Origin of the sequence: Microbacterium laevaniformans (assembly GCF_016907555.1) — a bacterium.
GTDB classification, from domain to species: domain Bacteria; phylum Actinomycetota; class Actinomycetes; order Actinomycetales; family Microbacteriaceae; genus Microbacterium; species Microbacterium laevaniformans.
In genome coordinates, this window is record NZ_JAFBCE010000001.1 from 2,799,624 (window position 1) to 2,816,269 (window position 16,646).

A 16,646-nucleotide genomic window follows, 5' to 3' on the forward strand; every position below is an offset into this window, starting at 1 on the left:
GTGCTGGGGGTGAACGCGCGGTTCATGACTGGTATCCCAGCACCGTGGTCATGCCGGTCTCGGCGTGGTAGATGTTGTGGCAGTGCGCGACCCACTGGCCGGGGTTGTCGGCATCGAAGTCGACCGTCAGGGTCTGGCCCGGGAGGATGATGGAGGTGTCCTTCCGGGGGCCGCCGTTCGCGTGCTGGTAGGTGTGGCCGTGCAGGTGGAACGGATGCCACATCTTGGTGTCATTACGGATCCGTAGCTGAACCCGTTCTCCCCTGCTAATCGCGTGCACGTCCCTCAAAGGGTCGGTCATGTCGAATCGCCGTCCATCGATTCCCCAGTCGTAGGCCGCCATCCCGCCCGTCAGTGAGACGTCGATCAGGCGGTCTGGGGTGGCCCGGCTCAGGGCAACCTCGGCGGTTGCGGTCAGATTCTGCGCTGTCCCCACCTGACGGCTATCCAGTTCCGAAACCTCGACGTCGCTCATCGGCGCGGTGCCGCTACCAGTGCGGACTAATGCGAACGCGCGGTCTCGTTTTCCTTCAGCTTCTGCCACGACCGGGAAGACCCCGTCGCCGAGTGTTACCTGCACGTCGTAACGTTCGCCCATCCCGAGCAGGATGCTGTCGACCTCCACCGGCTCGACAGGGAATCCATCAGTGTGCGTAATCGTCAGCGTGTGACCACCCATCGCGAACCGGAAGGCGGTGTCGCTGCCCGCATTGATGAGGCGGATGCGCACCACGTTGCCGGGGGTGCCGGTGAACTGGGCAGGGTCGGCCGGGGGTTTCCCGTTGATCAGATAGTGGGGGTAGTAGACGTCACCAGCGTCACCGCCGAGCAGGTCGGAGGTGGCGCCCATCAGCCGGTTCCCCATCCGCATGAACATGTCGCCCATCCCGCCCATGCCTCCCATGCCCTTCGAGAGGTCGGTGAGGACCTGGTCCGGGGTGGCGGTGACGCCGTCGAGCCAGTCGTCGAGGATCAGCACCCATTCGTCGTCCCACGTCACCTTCTCGTCCGGGTCGTCGATGATGAGCGCACCGTAGAGGCCGTGGTCCAGTTGCGGGCCGACGTGGGGGTGGAACCAGTAGGTGCCCGGATGCGGGGTGACGAACTCGTATGCGAACTGTCCGCCCGGGGCGATGGGGGCTTGGGTTACCGGAGGGACCCCATCCATGTCGTTGCGGAGGGCGAGTCCGTGCCAGTGCACGGAGGTGTCCGCGTCGAGCTGGTTGCGGACGGTCGCTTTCAGCGTGTCGCCTGCGGTGAGCCGGATTACCGGGGCGGGGATACCTCCGAACGCCCAGGTGGCGGCGGAGGTACCGGCCAGGTCGAGCGTGGTGGGGGCGGCGGTGAGGTCGACGGTGGTGACTCGGCCGGTGCCGCCGCGGTTCTTCTCCGTGCCGGACACCGCTGCGCCGGTGGGTGTCACCCATTGCGGCGCGGGGGTGCAGGAGGCGAGCACGGCTGCCGCGACGGCGCCCAGTCCGAGTCCGAGCACACCTCGTCGGGTCAGCAGCATCGGGGAGGACGGTGTGGGAGAGAGCGGACGGTCAGGCATGTTCGGGCTCCTTCTGCATGGTCGTCGCAGCGGGCGCCTGGGCGGGCAGGCGGAGCCGCTTGAGGAGGAGGGCGTTGACGGCGACGATCACGGAGGAACCGGACATCGACAGGGCGGCGATCTCCGGGGACAGCATGATCCCGAACGCCGGGTAGAACACGCCGGCGGCGATGGGGAGGGCGGCGGCGTTGTATCCGATGGCCCAGCCCAGGTTCTGCCGCATCTTTCGCAGTGTGCCCTTGCCGATCTTGAGTGCGATCGCAACATCGAGCGGGTCCGAGCGCATCAGGACCACGTCGGCGGTCTCGATGGCGACGTCGGTGCCGGCGCCGATCGCGATGCCGAGGTCGGCCTGGGCGAGGGCGGGGGCGTCGTTGACGCCGTCGCCGACCATCGCGACCTTCTTGCCCGTCTTCTGCAGCTCGGCGACCTTCGCGGACTTGTCCTCGGGGAGCACATCCGCGATCACGGTGTCGATGCCGAGGAGAGCGGCGATCCGGTCGGCGGTGGGCTTGTTGTCCCCGGTGAGCATTGCGACCTCGACGCCCTGCTCGTGGAGAGCGTCGATCGCGGTCTTTGCGGTGTCCCGGGGTGCGTCGGCGAGACCGATGATCCCGGCGACTTGCCCGTCCACGGCGAACAGGATCGCGGTGCGGCCGGACCCAGCCAGGTCCTGCTGAGCGGCCTGCACCCCGCTGATGTCGATCCCCTCCCCGGTGAGAAGGCGCGGGTTGCCGAGGACGACCTGTCGACCGTCGACGGTGGCGATCGCGCCCTGCCCGGTGACGTTTCGGAACGCGGTCGCGGTGCGACGGGGGATGTCGCGGGCGTCGGCGTAATTCACGATCGCTTTCGCCAGAGGATGCTCGGATTCCCGCTCCAACGCGACCGCGAGGGAGAGAGTCTCGAGCTCGTCGCCGCCGACGGGGATGTAGTCGGTGACCTCCGGCTCCCCCTTGGTGAGGGTGCCGGTCTTGTCGAACACGACCGTGTCGATGTGGGCGGCGGTTTCGATCCCGGAGGCGTTCTTGAACAACACGCCCCGTTTCGCGCCGAGCCCGGTGCCGACCATGATCGCCGTCGGGGTGGCGAGGCCGAGCGCGTCGGGGCAGGTGATGACGACGACGGTGATAGCGAACAGGATCGCCATCGGGATTGCAGCGCCGGCGAGCAGCCACACCAGGAAGGTGAGGGTGCCGCCGATCAGGGCGACCAGGACGAGCCAGAACGCTGCCCGGTCGGCGAGGCGCTGCCCGGGGGCTTTGGAGTTCTGCGCCTCCTGCACGAGCTTCACGATCTGCGCCAACGCCGTGTCCGAGCCGACTTTGGTGGCTGTGACGCGGAGGGTGCCGACGGTGTTCACGGTCGCTCCGATCACCTCCGACCCGGGCGCTTTGTCCACCGGCATGGACTCGCCGGTGACCATCGACTCGTCCACCTCGGACTCTCCGGATTCCACGACACCGTCGGTGGGGATCTTGGCCCCCGGCCGCACCAGCATCAGATCCCCCGGGACGACCTCGCTGGTGGGGATCTCGACCTCCTGCCCGTCACGGATCACGACCGCCTGCGAGGGTGCGAGCTCCAGGAGGGTGCGGATGGCGTCGTTCGCGCCGCCGCGGGCGCGCATCTCCACCCAATGCCCCAGCAGCACGAAGGTGGCAAGCACCGTGGCGGCTTCGTAGAACACTTCACCGCCGCCGGTGAGGGTGACCGCGAGGGAGTACAGCCAGCCGGCGCCGACACCGACTGCGACGAGCACCATCATGTCGAGGGTCTTCGCGCGCAGCGCCCGGTAGGCGCCGTCGAAGAAGATCCACGCCGAGTAGAAGATCACCGGTAGCGACAGGATCAGCATGAACACGTCATCGCGCAGCCCGAACGGTGCCGGCACCTCGAATCCGATCACCTCCCGCCCGATCGGAGACCACAGGGTGATCGGGATCGACAGGATCAGCGCGACCAGGAACCGGTTGCGCATGTCGCGGATCATCGCGTCCATCGACATCCCGCCGTGATGCCCACCGTGGCCCATCATCTCCTGCGCACTGTGACCCGACGCTGCACCATGATCGTGCCCACCCGCGGCCTCGGTGTGACCGGCGTGCTCGACGTGGTGACCGGCATGCTCACCGTCATCCGCCGTCGCCGACGGGGCGTGCGTGTGGTCGTGGCCAGCGGCGTGGTCGTGGACGGGGTCGTCGTGATAGCCCGCAGGACCCTTATGGCCCGCGTGGCTGGCGTGACCCGTGGCATCCGTGTGGCCCTCGTGCGCGTCGTGACTCGCGTGCGGTTCTTGTGCGCCCTCAGCTGCGGGGCCGTGGTGGGCGCTGTGGTCGTGCGCACCCTCGTCGTGCGGGTCGTGCGCGGGGTCGCAGATATGGTCGGGGACGGACTGGCCGGCGCAGTGATACCCGCAGTCGATGACCCATTGCTGGAGGTGGGCGACCGAGGTGGTCTCGGGGTCGTAGGTGACGGTCGCGGTCTGTGAGACCGGGTTCGCGTCCACGGCGATCACTCCGGGTTGTCGGCTCAGGTGGGCTTCGGTGACGTTCTTGGAGGTCGCGCGGATCATGCCGCTGACCTGCAGGGTCACGGTTCTGGTGTCGCTCATTTCGGTTCCTTCCCGAGGGTGGGGTCGGTGGTGTCGGGGTGGGGCCATTGCCAGTCGGCGACGGCGGGGATGTCGGTGCCGTGCTCGCGGGTGTGGGCGCGGGCGTGCAGGCGGGCGTCCTGCAGCCCCTGCCGCAGGCCGGCGTGGCGGGCGGCGAGGCCCGGGACGTGGTCGAGGACGTCGATCGCGAGCCGGTACCGGTCGAGGTCGTTGAGCATGACCATGTCGAACGGGGTCGTGGTGGTGCCGCGCTCCTGGAAGCCGTGCACGTGCAGGTTCTGGTGCCCGGCGCGCTTGTAGGTGAGTCGGTGGATCAGCCACGGGTAGCCGTGGTAGGCGAAGATCACCGGCTTGTCGGGAGTGAAGATCGCATCGAACTCCCGGTCCGGGAGACCGTGCGGGTGCTGGTCCTCGGATTGCAGCCGGGTCAGGTCGACCACGTTCACCACCCGCACTCTCAGGTCGGGGATGTGCTCGCGCAGCAGCGCCGCCGCGGCGAGGGTCTCGAGGGTGGGGACGTCGCCGGCGGCGGCGAGCACCACATCCGGCTCGGTGCCTTCGGTTTCGGTGCCCGCCCACGGCAGGATCCCGAGCCCGCGGGTGCAGTGCTCGATCGCCTCGTCCATCGTCAGCCACTGCGGGGCGGGCTGCTTCCCGGCGACGACGACGTTGATGTATCCGGCCGAGCGCAGGCAGTGGTCGTAGGTGGACAGCAGCGTGTTCGCGTCGAACGGCAGGTAGACGCGGACGATGTCGGGGCTCTTGTTCAGGGCGAGGTCGATGAACCCGGGGTCCTGGTGAGAGAACCCGTTGTGGTCCTGCCGCCAGACGTGGCTGGAGAGCAGGTAGTTGAAGCTCGGGATCGGGTCCCGCCACGACACCTCCCGGGCCGCTTCGAGCCATTTGGCGTGCTGGTTGAACATCGAGTCGACGATGTGGGTGAACGCCTCGTAGCAGTTGAACAGCCCATGCCGGCCGGTAAGGACGTAGCCCTCGAGCCAGCCCTGGCACTGGTGCTCGCTGAGCACCTCCATCACCCGCCCAGTCGGGGCCAGGTGCTCGTCGACGGGCTCCACGGCCGCGTTCCACTGCTTGCCGGTGGCCTGGTAGACGGGTGGGGCGAGCCGGTTGGAGGCGGTCTCGTCCGGGCCGAAGATGCGGAAGTTGTCCGGGTTGTCCCGGATCACCCCCGCCAGCCACTCGCCCAGCACGCGGGTCGCTTCCCCGGTTCCCGCACCCCGCTCGGCCGGGTCGACCGGCTGCGCGTGCTTGTGGAAGTCCGGGAGCCGCAGCGGGACGGTGAGTTGTCCGCCGTTGCCGGCCGGGTTCGCGCTCATCCGCCGATCCCCGTCCGGGGCGATCGCGACCGTGGCCGGGCGGGGGGCGCCGGTCACGTCGAACAGCTCGTGCGGGCGGTAGGACGCCAGCCAGTCCTCGAGGATCCGCAGGTGCTCGGGATTGTCGCGGACCTCGGCGAGCGGCACCTGGTGTGCCCGCCAGGTGCCCTCCACCGGCAGACCGTCGATGATCTTCGGGCAGGTCCACCCCTTCGGGCTGCGCAGCACGATCGCCGGCCACGCCGGCCGCCCCTCCAGCGTCCCGGCCGCCGCGGCGGCCTTGATGTCCGCGATCTCATCCAGCACCGCATCCAGGACCGCCGCGAACGTCGCGTGGGACTCCTGCGGGGTCTCGCCATCGAAGCCAACCGTGACGACGTGGGGGTGATGGCCGTAGCCGCGCAGCAGCGCGACCAGCTCTTCCTCGGGGATGCGGGACAGCACGGTCGGGTTGGCGATCTTGTACCCGTTCAGATGCAGGATCGGCAGCACCACCCCGTCATGGGCGGGGTTGAGGAACTTGTTGCCGTGCCACGCGGTCGCCAGCGGCCCGGTCTCCGCCTCCCCGTCACCGATCACGCAGGCGACCAGCAGGTCGGGGTTGTCGAACGCGGCCCCGTAGGCGTGCACGAGGGAGTAGCCCAGCTCCCCGCCCTCGTTGATCGACCCGGGCGTTTCCGGGGACGCGTGCGAGGGGATCCCGCCCGGGAAGGAGAACTGCCGGAACAGCGCCCGCAGCCCCTCTTCGGTGCGGTCGATGCCCGGGTAGCGTTCGGTGTAGGTGCCGTCGAGGTAGGCGTTGGCGACCATGCCGGGTCCGCCGTGCCCGGGCCCGGTCACGTACAGGGTGTTCAGGTCGCGGTCGCGGATGGCGCGGTTCAGGTGGGCGTAGAGGAAGTTCAGGCCCGGGGTGGTGCCCCAATGCCCCAGCAGCCGCGGCTTGATGTCGTCCCGGCTGAGGCGGTGGCGCAGCAGCGGGTTACCCTGCAGGTAGATCTGCCCGATGCTCAGATAGTTCGCCGCCCGCCACCACGCATCCACCGCCGCCAACTGCTCGGCGGTGGCATCAGTGGTGCGGTGCGCCCACGCGGGGGGTGCCGGTGTGGGGGTCATGGTCGGTCTCCTTCCGATCCGCGACCGCTCGGGTCGCGCCAGGTGCGAATGACGGTGGTCATGGTGTTGCCGCCGGGATGAGAACGGTGGCGGTGGTGTCGCGGATCCAGACCACGCCGCGGTCATCGACCAGGACGATCGCACCGTCCCCGGTGACCCCGAGGGCTTGGACGGTTCCCGTGGTGGTGCCGACGTTCTCCCAGCCGGTGCCGACTAGGCGTCGCAACGTCCCGTCGGTGTCCACTCCGACCACCCCACCGGTTGGGTCGGTCTCCACCAGGTACAGCACTGGCGCGTCCGGCGCCGGGGTGAAGGTGGCGCCACCGTCGGTGCTGTGCTGCAGCCCGTCCTGGGTGGCGGCGTACAGGGTGCCGTCGGTCGCGGCGGCCAGGTCGACGGCGGGCAGCTCGGCACCGTCCGCCCAACTCTGCCCGCCGTCGCTGCTGGTGCGCAGCAGCAGCCGGGAGGATCCGATCCCGTACAGGGTGCCGTCGCCGGTGACGGTGAGGACGTGGAAGTCCTCTTCCCCGGTGAACGCGACCGGTTCCCACGAGGCGCCGGCGTCGAGGCTGCGGATGATGCCGAGGTTGGGGGCGCCGAGCTCCGCCGGGGTGGACGGGCCGGGGTGCCCGGACGCGTAGAGGGTGTCACCGGTAGCGGTCAGTCCCATCGCGTCCAGGTCGATGCCACCGACCGGGCCGGTGACGGTGCCGTCCTCGCCCAGCGTGTACAGGCCGGTGTGGGTGCCCAGCAGCACGGTGCTGTCACCGGCGTCGACGATGCCGTGCACATGCCCGAACCCGGCCGCGGTGCCCGCGGGGGCATCGGGCTCCGCAGGGGTGGTGCTGCAGCCCGTGAGCAGCAGCGCGACGGTGACGGTGGCCGTGATCGCCAGTCTGCGGGTGGTGGGAGAGATCATGAACGGAGGTCCTTTCCGTGCGGGTACGCCGGATACCGGTGACCGCACAGGGGTCGAGGGTGGGGCCTCGGACGGGACCGGCATCGGGAGCGCGGGTCCCGTCCGAGGGGTACCGGGTCAGAGGCTGGCGAGGATGTCCTGCATCGTGGTGATCTCGGCGGTCTGCCCGTCGATGATCTGCTGCGCGAGGGCGGCCACGTCCGGGTTCTGTCCGTCGGTGAGCACCGACTGCGCCATCGTCACGGCGCCCTGGTGGTGAGCGATCATGCCGTTCAGGAACAGGCGGGTCGCCTCGACCCCGGTCGCGGCATCCAGAGCGGCCATGTCGTCCTCCGACATCATCCCGCCGCCCATGTCCATGCCGTCCATCCCGGACATGGAGTCGTCGTACGGGACGCCCCACTCCTCCAGCCAGCCCTTCATGGTCTGGATCTCCGGGTCCTGTGCGGCCTTGATCTGCTCGGCGAGGGAGACGACTCGCTCGTCGATGCCGTCTTTCGCGAGGATCTGATCGGCCATCTCGATGGCCTGCTGGTGGTGCGGGATCATCATGGTCACGAACATCTCGTCCGCGGCGTTGAACGCGGCGGCGGACTGGGAGGGGGCGGTGCTGGTCATCCCCCCGGGTCCGTGGTCCATGCCGGGCATGGTGCCGTCGGTGGGGGCGCAGCCGGCGAGCACGAGCACGGTGGCCAGGGCGCCGGCGGTCAGCGTGAGAGTACGAAAACGCATCAGGGGTGTCCTTGTCTATTCAGTCGGTGAGGGTCTGATTCAGTGCCCGGGAGGGCAGGGTGCAGCATCCCCGGCAAGGGTCGCCGGGGTTCAGGCGGAATCAGGTGCGACTGATGGACAGGACAAGCAGTGAAGGCGGGCGGGGATGCGGCAATCCGACCAGCAGAGTCCGGGTATGGGAGCGCGAGCGGGCTACGGCGTATGTGAGAAGGGCACGGGACGTCGGGGCGAGCAGGACGATCACCGCGGCCAGCAGCGCCAGCACGCACACCATCATCAGCATCGAGTGATCCGGCATCCCCGCAGGGCTGCCGCACCCGTCCTGGCAATGCCCTCCAGCGCCCTCCGCCGCAGCTGCGGTCATCGGCGTATCGTCGGCGGCGGCTGGTGCGGAGCCGACCTGGCTGTGCGTGCTCATCGCGCTGGTCTCTGATGCCAGGGCGGGCTGGTGGGAACCGGTCAGGACGTGCATGGACAGCAGCCCGGTGATGATCGCCAGGGCGATCGGAGCGGCCAGCAGGAGCCGTCGCACCCCGGGGGTCAGACGCGCGTGCGAGCGAATCACGTTCACGACCGACCTCCTTCCCGTCCAGGGTAGCGGTGCCTTGCCTCCGCGACACGGTCAGAACACCACGCACGGGAGCGCGTGCCCCCTACCACTCAGCATATACCCATCCGGGGTATCCAGGATGGGTATCGCTTCGGGGATGGCTACCCGCCCGGGGTATGCTGGGCGTGATCGAGGAAGGGGCGTCGACGGTGAACCAGGTGGTGGCGCGACGGCGGGCACTCGGGTCCCGGCGTGCCCTGTGGTTCTACCTGGCCGCGGTGACCGCGATCATCGCGGGGCTGCTTGCGATGCATTCGCTGAGTCTGGAAGAGGACCAGGCGGGCACTGTCGTGTCCGCCTCCGCAGTCGTTGTGGCCCCCGATGCCGCCGCTGATGTCCTGGTCAGCGGGGTGGTGACGCCCTCGTGCGATGAGACGGTCTGCGGGACGTCTCATGCTTTCGCTGCCGTGACGTGTCTGCTCGCGTTGCTGACCCTGCTCATCCTGGTGCTCCCGGCCCGGGACGGGTGGATGTCGCTGCTGGAGTGGCTGCGATCCCTCCCCGGCAGGTCGAGCTCGTTCACGTCCGGGTCGCCTCTTCTGCGGCCCTCCCTGATCGTGCTGTCGATCAGCCGCACCTGATCAGCACCCCGCCCGCGCCCGCCGCCTGAGCCGCCGCCGGCGCGTGATGTCGCCGACGGTCCACGATGTGCGGCCCGCAGGCGAGCGCGACCCGTCTGCGGCAGCGCCATGGGTGATCCGATCCCGGATTCTCGCCGTGCACTCCGGGCCGCGGCTCCCGGTTGGACCGTGTGACGGCGACCGTGCGCACCTTCATCGTCCCCCTCATCCAGGAAAGTCTTGTATGCCCGAACCCGCCCCCTCCACCCCGACTCCCGGTACCGGAACGCGCCGTGCGGCGAGAGCCGCCCTGTCTTCCCCACCCGTCCAGACGCGACGCGATCGACGCCGTCGGCCCACCCGTGCCGTCCGGACACCTCGACACGCGCCGCGCCGCACGCTCACCCGATCCCGGATGCTCGCCGGCGCGGTGATGCTCCCGGTCGCGTCGATCGCCGGACTGCCGTTGCTGATCCCGTTGACGCCGGAGCCGGTGTTCGCCGTCGAGGCGACCCGCACCCCGGTGCGCGCCCAGTCGTTCACCACCCCCGACACCGTCACCGGGACGGTGATGGTGCGCGGGGACTACACGGTGGCGGTGACCGCCCCCGTCGGGACCGAGTCGTACGCGCACACCGCGGACACATTCACCAACGACCCGGCATCGGCGGTGCAGTGGCCGTTCACCGTGGGAGTGCCGATCAGCAGCACGTTCGGGTACCGCACCCCGCCATGCCCGTCCTGCTCAAATTTCCATGCCGGACTGGACATGACCCCCGGGATCGGCACCCCGATCCAGGCGATCGCCGACGGGGTGGTCACCACCGCGACGGAGCAGGGCGGCGCGTACGGGGTGTACGTGGTGATCCGGCACGAGATCGACGGGCAGGTCGTGGAAAGCGCGTACGCGCACATGCGGGAAGGGTCCCTCGCCCTGACCCCGGGACAGACCGTGCGGGTGGGGCAGATGGTCGGCCGGGTCGGGGACAGTGGACGCAGCTTCGGCGCACACCTGCACTTCGAGATCCGCACCGGAGGCGAAGCGGTGGACCCGCTGGCGTGGCTTCCGGCGAGGGTGAGGCCCTGATGGACGCACTCCTCATTGTGGCTCCGGCGCTGATCCCGAGCCCGGGGATCAGCTTCGTTCAGGTCGGTCCGTTCCAGATCCGGTTCTACGCGCTGGCGATCCTGGCCGGGATCGTGCTGGCGGTGCTGATCACCGGCCGTCGGCTGCGGGCGGTCGGGCACCCGGCCGGGGTCGTGGTGGATGTGGCGATGTGGGCGGTGCCGTTCGGGATCCTCGGCGCCCGGATCTACCATGTGCTCACCCATCCCGGCGACTACTTCTTCCCTGGCGTGGACCTGTGGCGGGTGCTCTACATCTGGGAAGGCGGGATCGCAATCTTCGGTGCGATCCTGGGCGGGCTGGTCGGGATTGTGATCGGCACCCGTCGCGCCGGGATCCCGGTGCTGCTGTTCCTGGACGCGCTCGCGCCGGGGATGCTGGTCGCCCAGGCGGTGGGACGGCTGGGGAACTACTTCAACCAGGAGCTGTTCGGCCCGCCCACCACCTTACCGTGGGGGCTGCAGATCGACCCCTCAGCCCCCGCGATCCCGCCGGGGACCCCGGCGGGGACCCTGTTTCATCCGCTGTTCCTGTACGAGCTGCTGTGGAACCTGGCCGGTGCCGCCGTGATCGTGCTGCTCGAGCAGCACCGCCGCCGGCACGGCCGGATCACGCTGGGCGCCGGGCGGAGTCTGGGCGTGTACCTGCTGTGGTACGGGGCGGGGCGGGCGGTGCTGGAGTCCATCCGGCTGGATCCCACCGAGCTGCTCGCCGGCGGACTGAAAGCGAACGTGCTCACCGCCCTGGTGGCCGCCGTACTGGGGGTCGGGCTGCTCGCCCACGCCTCCTGGCGCGCCCGCCGCCGCGCACCCGTCCGGGGGAGGGGGGATGCGCGTGTCGATCCGCAGTGAGCAGGCCCCGCAGCTGCCCGCCGATCACGTCGACCGGCCGGTGGACGAGCCCACGAATCCGCGCCTGAGCGTGTCGGGGTGGGCGCGGTGGGCGTGGCGGCAGCTGACCAGCATGCGCACCGCCCTGGTGTTGTTGCTGCTGCTCGCGGTGGCCGCGATCCCCGGGTCGTTGATCCCGCAACGCTCCTCCGACCCGAACGGGGTGATCCAGTTCGACAAGACCAACCCGGGCTGGATGTGGGCGGTGGACCTGCTGCAGCTGCACGACGTGTTCGGGTCGGTGTGGTTCTCCGCGATCTACCTGCTGTTGTTCGCGTCGCTGATCGGCTGCGTCATCCCCCGCATCCGCCACCACCTGACCGCGCTGCTCGCCCCGCCCCCGGCCACCCCCCGCAACCTGTCCCGCCTGCCCGCCCACACCCGCCGCGTCCTCCCCGACACGCCCCCCGGTGCGGTCTTGGACGCGGCCGAGAAGGCGCTGCGTCGGCAGCGGTACCGCACCCGCCGGGTCCGCGGCGACGGCAGCACCCTCACCGGTCTGCCCGCCGGACAGGCCGGGGCGATGATCGCCGACACCGACCTGCGCGCCGGGCTCACCCCCGCCGTCCTCATCGGGCAAGGCGTTTCCACTGTCACCCTATGGGGTGGGCTGGGTGGTCTCGCCCTCACCGGTGCGATCGCCCGGCGGCGACGCCCCCCTGCCGTGGCCTGACCAGGCATGCCCGCCAGACAACCCGGGGCTATCCGACGGGCGGGAGGACGAGGCGGCGGATCTCCGCAGCGATCAGGTCCGGTTCTGTGGCGGGGATGTAGTGGCCGGAGCGGGCAGCGACCACGTGCCGGCCCTGCCGGGACTGTGCGGCCCGATACCGCCCGGCGGCGGTCGCGGCATCCCGGACCCGTCGCGGCATCCCGTCCGCGAGACTGCCGGAGATGACGGTGACCGGGACATCGGGCAGCACCGGCGGGTCGCCGCGCCAGGCGTGCAGCTCGGTGAGGAACGTGCGCGCCTGCCGACCCTGGGTGACCACCACCGCGGGCCGGAACGCCTCCCGGTGAAGATCCGCCCGCACATCCTCGGGCATCCCCTCCCCGAGGAACCGGAAGAACCGCTCCAGCAACCCCACCCGGGCCAGCACCCACTCCACGGCGATCACGATCTTCTCCCCGACCCGGAACGGCACACCGAACTGCTGGGTCGCTGCCTCGTCGGTCGGATCCACCAGCACCAGACCGGCCTCCCGGTCCGGGCGGCCGGTCTGCTGCCTGCCGCACGATCGGGCCGCCTGCACGAACCCGCTGCTCGGCTCGAGGCCGTCCAGCAGATCGTTCAGGTCGTCGGCCATCCGGTCCAGGGTGTGCCCTGCACTATCCGGGACGGACCGGCCCAGCCCTGCCCGGTCATACACCACGGCCCGCGTGAACGCGGCGACCCGGGTCTGCACCGACGCCCAGGTGGACCGGGTCGCCGCCGATCCCGCCTCGAACACCACCGTCGGCACCCCGGTGGCCCCCGGCGGGACCCGGCAGCACCATCGCATACAGGGCGCGCCCGTCACGGGTGCGCACCCACACCGGCTCCCCCTGGGTGTGCACACCAGACCCGGTCACGACCCACCCCCTACCGGTCCGTGCCCTGGCGGGAGGCGCCGGTCGCGGCGCGGTGGGCTTTCTCCCGCAGGGCCAGCAGGGCGAGGGTGTCGTCCTTGATCTGAGTGCGGCCGAGGATCCCCCAGTGCGCGCTGAGATGGTCTTCTAGGTAACGCAGCACCCGGGCGAACGGTATGGTGTGCCACGGCGCCCGCGAGCCGGGCGGGGAGGTGGGATTGCCGAACACGACCGTGCGGATCGTGTGCCCTTCCGGCGCCACCGTCCGTCCCGTCTCCAGCAGTTCGGCGACCAGCCGGGCGGCATCGGTCGGGGCGCAGCACCCGAACCGGGTGAACGCGGCTTCCAGCACCGCCGGGTCACGCATCGCCGGGTTGGGGTGCGGGCGGCCCTCCTTGACCTCGCCGACGATCATGTCCGCCCCGCCCCCGGCGCCCAGCGCCGGGTCCAGCGGTGCGTCGACGGTCCCGGACGCTCCCGGTGCCCGGTGCAGCCGCACGGCGAGGATGTCCAGGTCGGTGATGGTGCGCGGCCCGGCCAGCCCGGTGGCATCCAGCACCGGGTATTCGGCGACGGTGAAGTAGCCGTTGACCCGCAGGTAGGCCTGCACCAGCCCGATCGCCGTGTCCACCCTCTATCTCCGACCGGTTGTCTGGCCGGTCAGGCGGCGTTTGTGTAGCGGGCGGGGTCGGCGTCGAACAGCGGCCCGCACTCGGCGCAGCAGAACCAGTACCGGCTGCCCTGGTAGTCGCGGAACAGGCCGCGCTGCTCGGCCCAGGCCGGGTCGACCTGGTTGCCGGGCATCACCGGACAGGTCACCAGGTTCGTCGCCCCCGCCGGCGGCTCGTGATGGTGATGCTCGTGCGCACCATGCTCGTGTCCTCCATGGTCGTGCCCGTGCGTGTGGTCGTGCCCGGAGTGGTCGTGGTCGTGGGACATGGTGTGTCTCCTTCTCGAGCGATGGTTAGGCCTGGACGGGCGCGGGCTCTCGGGTGGCGGGGGCGCCGGCACGGGTCGGGGTGGGCAGGGGGCGGAAGCGGCGCAGGCGGAGGCTGTTGGTGACCACGAACACGCTGCTGAACGCCATTGCCGCGGCGGCGAGGATGGGGTTGAGCAGGGCGAGCATCGCGACCGGGATCGCGGCGACGTTGTACGCGAACGCCCAGAAAAGGTTCCCCTTGATCGTGCCCAGGGTGCGCCGGGCCAGCCGGATCGCGTCCGGGACCAGCATCAGGTCGCCGGAGACGATGGTCAGGTCCGCGGCGGTGATGGCCGCGTCGGTGCCGGTGCCCATCGCGATCCCGAGGTCGGCGGCGGCGAGGGCTGCGGCGTCGTTGACGCCGTCGCCGACCATCGCGACCACCCGGCCCGCGGCCTGCAGGTCGCGGATGGTGTCGAGCTTGCCCTGTGGGGTGACCCCGGCGCGGACGTCCTCGATCCCGGCCTGGTTGGCGATCGCGCGGGCGGCGCCGGGGTTGTCGCCGGTGAGCAGGATCGGGGTCAACCCGAGCTCTCGGAGCCGGGTGACCGCCTCACGGCTGGTGGGTTTGATGGTGTCGGCGACGCTGATCGCCCCGCGCACCTGCCCGTCCCACGCCACCACCGTGACCGTCGCCCCCGCAGCCTCGTCCGCCGCGATGGTGTCGGCGAGCTCGGCGGGGATGGGGAGCGCCCATTGGGTGGTGATCCAGGAGGCGCGGCCGGCGGCGACCAGGCGGCCGTCGACGATGCCCTGCACGCCCTGCCCGGCCACCGCGGCGAACGATTCCACTGCCGCGAGCGGGCCGCTGGCCGCGTTGGTGATGGCGCGGCCGATGGGGTGTTCGGAGCCGTGCTCGAGCGCCCCGGCGACCTGCACCAGCTCCGTCTCGTCGGTCCCTGCGGCGGGGTGGGTGGCGGTCACGGTCATGGTGCCGGCGGTGATGGTGCCGGTCTTGTCCAGCACCACGGTGTCGATGCGGCGGGTCTGCTCCAGCACCTGCGGTCCGCGGATGAGGATGCCCAGCTGCGCGCCTCGCCCGGTGCCGACCAGCAGCGCGGTCGGGGTCGCGAGCCCGAGCGCGCAGGGGCACGCGATGATCAGCGTCGTCACCGCGGCGGTGAACGCGACCTCCGGGGAGGCGCCGACCAGCAGCCACACCGTGAACGCGACGATGGCGAGGGCGATGACGATGGGGACGAAGATCGCGGAGACCCGGTCGGCGAGGCGCTGCACCTGCGCCTTCCCGGTCTGCGCCTCCTCCACCAGCCTGGCCATCCGGGCCAGCTCCGTGTCCGCGCCGACCCGGGTGAGCTCTACCAGCAGTCGGCCGCCGGTGTTCACGGTCGCTCCGACCACCTTCGAGCCGGGGGCGACTTCGACGGGGACGGACTCGCCGGTCAGCATCGACTCGTCCACCGCGGAGACACCCTCGGTGACGACACCGTCGGCGGGGATCTTCTCCCCGGGCCGCACCACCACGATGTCGCCGGGCACCAGCTGGGCGACGGGGACGCGCTGTTCGCTACCTGTGCGGAGGACGACGGCGTCTTTCGCGCCGAGCTCCAGCAGGGCGCGGAGGGCTTCCCCGGATTGCCGCTTGGCGCGGGTTTCCAGGTAGCGGCCGAGGAGGATGAACACCGTCACCAGGGCGGCGACCTCCAGATACACCTCGTGACCGCCGGACTGCGGGGTGCCGACGAAGGTGACGCTCATCCGCATCCCGGGCATGCCGGCGCCGCCGAAGAACAGGGCGTAGAGGGACCAGCCGAACGCGGCCAGCACGCCGAGGCTGATCAGGGTGTCCATCGTCGCGGCCCCGTGGCGGGCGTTGATCGCCGCGGCGCGGTGGAACGGCCACGCTCCCCACACCACCACCGGGGCCGCCAGGGTCAGGGTCAGCCACTGCCAGTAGGTGAACTGCAGCACCGGGATCATCGACAACACCGCCACCGGCACCGCCAGGACCGTCGAGACGATCAGCCGCTGCCGCAACGACACCAACTCCGCATCCCGCGGCACCGTGGCCTGTTCATCGGGGGCTTCGGTGGCCGGTGGGGCGGGGACGGAGGCTCCGTACCCGGCCTGCTCGACCGCCGCGATCAGCTCCTCCACCGGCACCGGGGACTCGGCGTGCACGCGGGCTTTCTCGGTGGCGAAGTTGACCGTCGCCGCCACCCCGGGCAACTTGTTCAGCTTCCGTTCTACCCGGGTCGCGCACGACGCGCAGGTCATCCCGCTGATGTCCAGATCGACATCCGTGGTCGTGGTCATGACGCTGAGGCGAGGCTGTAGCCGGCCTCCTCCACCGCCTCCCGCACCCGCGCCGCATCCACCGGCGTCGCGCTGGACACCGTCACCGTGGACACGCCACCGGCGCGCAGATCGACGGCGACGTCGGAGACGCCGTCGATCGCGGAGACCTCCTCGGTCACGCTGCGCACGCAGTGCGAGCAGGTCATCCCCTCCACCAGGAACTGCGCCGACACAACGTCACCCGTCGCCGGGACTGCGGTGGCGTCGGCGGCTGCCGCGCCGTGTGAGGTGGGGCTGCAACACGCGCACCCCGCGCCGGTGCTCGTCGCCTGCAGTCCGAGGTCCTGGAATCCCTGTCCGGTCATGATGTGCTCCCTTCAAGAGCGTTG

At 70.5% G+C, this 16,646-nt stretch carries 15 protein-coding genes; 4 read left to right on the forward strand and 11 right to left on the reverse strand.

Annotation, left to right across the window (positions count from 1 at the left end; genetic code table 11):
* Positions 1 to 22: 22 nt before the first annotated feature.
* From JOE53_RS13490 to JOE53_RS13515, 6 genes are all read right to left on the reverse strand, one after another.
* Positions 23 to 1,552, reverse strand: a complete 1,530-nt coding sequence (locus JOE53_RS13490; RefSeq protein ID WP_204948018.1) for a multicopper oxidase family protein — start codon at positions 1,550 to 1,552, stop codon at positions 23 to 25.
* Positions 1,545 to 4,166, reverse strand: coding sequence for a heavy metal translocating P-type ATPase (locus JOE53_RS13495; protein WP_204948019.1), 2,622 nt, complete (start codon positions 4,164 to 4,166; stop codon positions 1,545 to 1,547). The genes JOE53_RS13490 and JOE53_RS13495 overlap by 8 nt, the downstream gene beginning before the upstream one ends.
* Positions 4,163 to 6,616, reverse strand: a complete 2,454-nt coding sequence (locus tag JOE53_RS13500) for a phosphoketolase family protein (RefSeq protein ID WP_204948020.1) — start codon at positions 6,614 to 6,616, stop codon at positions 4,163 to 4,165. The genes JOE53_RS13495 and JOE53_RS13500 overlap by 4 nt, the downstream gene beginning before the upstream one ends.
* 58 nt (positions 6,617 to 6,674) lie before the next feature.
* Positions 6,675 to 7,535 (reverse strand): F510_1955 family glycosylhydrolase, encoded by an 861-nt coding sequence (locus JOE53_RS13505; RefSeq protein ID WP_060959933.1) that lies wholly within the window; start codon positions 7,533 to 7,535, stop codon positions 6,675 to 6,677.
* A 117-nt stretch (positions 7,536 to 7,652) separates the two neighbouring features.
* A complete protein-coding gene (locus tag JOE53_RS13510) occupies positions 7,653 to 8,267 on the reverse strand; it encodes a DUF305 domain-containing protein (RefSeq protein WP_056207384.1) in 615 nt (204 codons plus the stop codon).
* Positions 8,268 to 8,367: 100 nt separating this feature from the next.
* A complete protein-coding gene (locus tag JOE53_RS13515) occupies positions 8,368 to 8,838 on the reverse strand; it encodes a DUF6153 family protein (RefSeq protein WP_036286051.1) in 471 nt (156 codons plus the stop codon).
* 164 nt (positions 8,839 to 9,002) lie between these two features.
* On the opposite strand from JOE53_RS13515, the gene JOE53_RS13520 reads away from it, so the two are divergent.
* From JOE53_RS13520 to JOE53_RS13535, 4 genes are all read left to right on the forward strand, one after another.
* Positions 9,003 to 9,458: a DUF6153 family protein gene (locus tag JOE53_RS13520; protein WP_204948021.1), complete on the forward strand. Its 456-nt coding sequence runs from the start codon at positions 9,003 to 9,005 to the stop codon at positions 9,456 to 9,458.
* Positions 9,459 to 9,852: 394 nt separating this feature from the next.
* Positions 9,853 to 10,524, forward strand: coding sequence for a M23 family metallopeptidase (locus JOE53_RS13525; protein ID WP_005049595.1), 672 nt, complete (start codon positions 9,853 to 9,855; stop codon positions 10,522 to 10,524).
* Positions 10,524 to 11,414, forward strand: coding sequence for a prolipoprotein diacylglyceryl transferase (gene lgt / locus JOE53_RS13530; RefSeq protein WP_204948022.1), 891 nt, complete (start codon positions 10,524 to 10,526; stop codon positions 11,412 to 11,414). Before JOE53_RS13525 ends, lgt begins: the two co-directional genes overlap by 1 nt.
* The gene (locus JOE53_RS13535) at positions 11,398 to 12,126 is read left to right on the forward strand and encodes a cytochrome c biogenesis protein ResB (RefSeq protein WP_373876964.1); all 729 of its coding nucleotides are present in this window, start codon (positions 11,398 to 11,400) and stop codon (positions 12,124 to 12,126) included. The genes lgt and JOE53_RS13535 overlap by 17 nt, the downstream gene beginning before the upstream one ends.
* Positions 12,127 to 12,154: 28 nt before the next feature.
* Here the strand turns inward: JOE53_RS13535 and JOE53_RS13540 are convergent, their stop codons facing one another.
* From JOE53_RS13540 to JOE53_RS13560, 5 genes are all read right to left on the reverse strand, one after another.
* Positions 12,155 to 12,760: an alpha/beta fold hydrolase gene (locus tag JOE53_RS13540; RefSeq protein WP_233449580.1), complete on the reverse strand. Its 606-nt coding sequence runs from the start codon at positions 12,758 to 12,760 to the stop codon at positions 12,155 to 12,157.
* Positions 12,761 to 13,035: 275 nt separating this feature from the next.
* Positions 13,036 to 13,653 (reverse strand): hypothetical protein, encoded by a 618-nt coding sequence (locus JOE53_RS13545; protein ID WP_204948023.1) that lies wholly within the window; start codon positions 13,651 to 13,653, stop codon positions 13,036 to 13,038.
* A gap of 29 nt (positions 13,654 to 13,682) precedes the next feature.
* Positions 13,683 to 13,961, reverse strand: coding sequence for a YHS domain-containing protein (locus tag JOE53_RS13550; RefSeq protein WP_204948024.1), 279 nt, complete (start codon positions 13,959 to 13,961; stop codon positions 13,683 to 13,685).
* A 25-nt stretch (positions 13,962 to 13,986) separates the two neighbouring features.
* Entirely contained in the window at positions 13,987 to 16,275 is a 2,289-nt protein-coding gene (locus tag JOE53_RS13555; protein ID WP_005049576.1) for a heavy metal translocating P-type ATPase, read from the reverse strand.
* The gene (locus JOE53_RS13560; RefSeq protein WP_005049574.1) at positions 16,272 to 16,622 is read right to left on the reverse strand and encodes a heavy-metal-associated domain-containing protein; all 351 of its coding nucleotides are present in this window, start codon (positions 16,620 to 16,622) and stop codon (positions 16,272 to 16,274) included. Before JOE53_RS13560 ends, JOE53_RS13555 begins: the two co-directional genes overlap by 4 nt.
* Positions 16,623 to 16,646: the final 24 nt, after the last annotated feature.